The organism is Streptomyces torulosus, from assembly GCF_001419765.1.
Classification (GTDB): domain Bacteria; phylum Actinomycetota; class Actinomycetes; order Streptomycetales; family Streptomycetaceae; genus Streptomyces; species Streptomyces torulosus.
This window is the reverse complement of sequence record NZ_LIRK01000612.1, coordinates 1-3,272: the sequence shown is the minus strand read 5'-3', so window position 1 is coordinate 3,272 and position 3,272 is coordinate 1. Positions and strand designations below refer to the sequence as shown.

Annotated in this window: 3 protein-coding genes; 2 read left to right on the top strand and 1 reads right to left on the bottom strand. The window is 69.0% G+C overall.

All coding sequences use genetic code 11. The features are described from left to right. The first annotated feature begins 38 nt into the window (after nucleotides 1-38). Both AOK23_RS35180 and proC read left to right on the top strand, forming a co-directional pair. Complete coding sequence (locus AOK23_RS35180) at nucleotides 39-848, top strand: ABC transporter permease (RefSeq protein ID WP_055716588.1); 810 nt, start codon at nucleotides 39-41, stop codon at nucleotides 846-848. 113 nt (nucleotides 849-961) lie between these two features. Further along, a complete protein-coding gene (gene proC / locus AOK23_RS35175) occupies nucleotides 962-1,774 on the top strand; it encodes a pyrroline-5-carboxylate reductase (protein WP_055716589.1) in 813 nt (270 codons plus the stop codon). 67 nt (nucleotides 1,775-1,841) lie between these two features. On the opposite strand, the gene trpS is transcribed toward proC, so the two are convergent. Next, nucleotides 1,842-2,837: a tryptophan--tRNA ligase gene (trpS, locus tag AOK23_RS35170; RefSeq protein ID WP_055716587.1), complete on the bottom strand. Its 996-nt coding sequence runs from the start codon at nucleotides 2,835-2,837 to the stop codon at nucleotides 1,842-1,844. Nucleotides 2,838-3,272: the final 435 nt, after the last annotated feature.

The window sequence follows — 3,272 nt, the reverse complement described above, 5'->3', positions numbered from 1 at the left end:
GCCGCCGCGACACCCTCACCACAGAAGGAGAGCACACGATGACCACCACGGCCCCCACCCCGAAGACACACCGCACCACCGCGGCCACACCCCCACCCCGACCGAGGGCACTCAACTACTCCCGTACGACGGCCACGGCCGCACGAGTCCTCCGCCAGCTGGGCCACGACCCCCGCACGATCGCCCTGCTGCTGCTCATCCCGTGCGTGATGCTGTTCCTGCTGCGCTATGTCTTCGACGGCAGCCCACGCGTCTTCGACTCCATCGGCGCCTCACTCCTCGGCATCTTCCCGCTGATCACCATGTTCCTGGTGACCTCCATCGCCACCCTGCGCGAGCGCACCTCAGGCACCCTCGAACGTCTCCTCGCCATGCCCCTCGGCAAGGGCGACCTCATCGCCGGCTACGCCCTCGCCTTCGGCACCCTGGCGATCATCCAGTCCGCCCTCGCCACCGGCCTGGCCGTCTGGTTCCTCGACCTGGACGTCACCGGTTCACCCTGGCTGCTGCTCCTCGTCGCCCTCCTCGACGCACTCCTCGGCACCGCCCTCGGCCTCTTCGTCTCGGCCTTCGCCTCCTCCGAGTTCCAGGCCGTCCAGTTCATGCCGGCCGTGATCTTCCCCCAGCTCCTTCTCTGCGGCCTGTTCACCGCCCGCGCCGACATGCACCCCGCCCTCGAAGCGATCTCCGACGTCCTCCCCATGTCCTACGCCGTCGACGGCATGAACGAAGTCCTCCTCCACACCGACATGACAGCCACCTTCATCCGGGACGTCGCGATCGTCGCCGGCTGCGCCCTCCTGGTCCTGACCCTGGGAGCGGCGACCCTGAAGCGCCGCACGAGGTAACCCCTTACGTGTCCCCGTGCGCCGCATCCCGCCCACCGGACACGTCACCCGAACCCGCACCCCCGATGGGAGGATGGCCCCAGGACGACGCACCCCCGGAGGGCACCCGCACCATGACCCAGAAAGTCGCAGTCCTCGGCACCGGAAAGATCGGCGAGGCCCTGCTCAGCGGCATGATCCGAGCCGGCTGGGCCCCCGCCGACCTCCTGGTCACCGCCCGCCGCGCCGAGCGCGCCGAGGAACTCCGCACCCGCTACGGAGTCACCCCGGTCACCAACGCGGAGGCCGCGAAGACGGCCGACACCCTGATCCTGACGGTCAAGCCCCAGGACATGGCCGCCCTCCTCGACGAGCTCGCCCCGCACACCCCCGCCGACCGCCTGGTCATCAGCGGCGCGGCAGGCATCCCCACCTCCTTCTTCGAGGAGCGCCTGGCAGCGGGCACCCCCGTCGTCCGTGTCATGACGAACACGCCCGCCCTCGTCGACGAGGCCATGTCCGTCATCTCCGCCGGCAGCCACGCGAGCGAGGCCGATCTCGCGCACGCCGACGAGATCTTCGGTGCCGTCGGCAAGACCCTCCGCGTCCCCGAGTCCCAGCAGGACGCCTGCACCGCCCTCTCCGGCTCGGGCCCGGCGTACTTCTTCTACTTGGTCGAGGCCATGACCGACGCGGGCATCCTGCTCGGCCTGCCCCGCGACAAGGCGCACGACCTCATCGTCCAGTCCGCCATCGGCGCGGCCACGATGCTCCGCGACAGCGGCGAACACCCCGTCAAACTCCGCGAGAACGTCACCTCCCCGGCAGGCACCACGATCAGCGCCATCCGTGAACTCGAGAACCACGGCGTACGAGCCGCGTTGATCGCCGCGCTGGAAGCCGCCCGCGACCGCAGCCGCGAACTGGCCTCCGGCAACAACAGCTGACCGCGCCGGCCGCCCGAGCCGCAGCGCCGGGGGCGGGACCCCGCCGTCACAACCCCCGGCACAGCGGTCAACCGGCCAGCAACCCGATCGCCCGGTACGCCGAGTCCACCCTCGGCCGTGCCATCCCTCTGGCCTTCTCCGCACCCAACCGCAACACCTCTTCCACGTACGCAGGATCGGCGCACAACTCCTTGTGTCTCTGCTGTACGGGCCTGAGGAGCTCGACCACGGCCTCTGCGGTGTCCTTCTTCAAAGCTCCGTACGACTCATATACACCGCTCAGGTCCTCGGGGTTCCCACCTTCACAGGCGGCGAGGATCTCCAGCAGATTGGCGAGCCCCGGCCGCGCCACCCGGTCGTAGACGACCTCGCGCCCGCTGTCCGTCACCGCCCGCATGATCTTCTTGCGCACCACATCCGGCTCGTCCAGCAGATAGACGATGCCCGGCCCCACGTCGTCCGTCTTCCCCATCTTCGACGTCGGCTCCTGCAGATTCATGACCCTGGCGCCGACCTTGGGATGCGTCGCCCGCGGCACCACGAACGCCTGCCCGTACCGCTGGTTGAACCGCACCGCCAGATCCCGCGCCAGCTCCACGTGCTGCGTCTGGTCGTCGCCGACGGGCACCTCGTCCGTCCCGTACGCCAGGATGTCCGCGGCCATCAGCACCGGATACGTCAACAGCGACAGCCGGACGCTCCCACCCCGTTCCCGCTCCCGCGCGGCCTTCTCCTTGTACTGGATCATCCGCCGCATCTCACCGTCGGTGGCCACACACTCCAGCACGTACGACAGCCGCGCGTGCTCGTCGACCTGACTCTGTACGAAGACGGTGCACAGCTCCGGATCCAGCCCGGACGCCAGCAGCAGAGTCGCTGCCTGTCGACTGAGCCTGCGGACCCGTGCCGGATCGTGGTCCACGGTCAGCGCGTGCATGTCGACCACACAGAACAAGGCGTCCGTCCGGTGCTGATCGACCTCGGCCCACTGCCGAACGGCCCCCAGGTAGTTCCCGAGCGTCAGATGTCCGGTCGGCTTGATCCCGCTGAAGACCCGCGTCATCTCTCATCCTCCTGGTCAGGACCACCGCCACCGGCCGGCCGCCCCTGGAGGGAGATACGAGAACGGCCGCCGGGGGGCGGCGGCCGTCGAGTGCGTACGTGAGCGCGGCCGCCGTCAGGCGGCCCACCACTGCTGGTGACACGTACGCGTAGTCATGGGGGCCAGGCTACGCGGCGGGGGCCCGGTCCCGCAGCGAGTTGACACACCCTGGGCCCGTCCGTAGAGTTCTCCGGGTTGTCCGACGTGAGCGCCGACTCCGGTCGGTCCCCGGACAGCCATTCCGCAGGTAAACACCAACAATCGACGACCCGTCGTCGTGCCATTGGCGTGCGCATTTGCAGAATGAGGAATCCGCGTTCGAATGGACGCAGCCCCCGATTAGCTCGGGAGCCAGGAATCCGCTAAAGTCTCACTCGTCGGAACGGCCCAACAGCC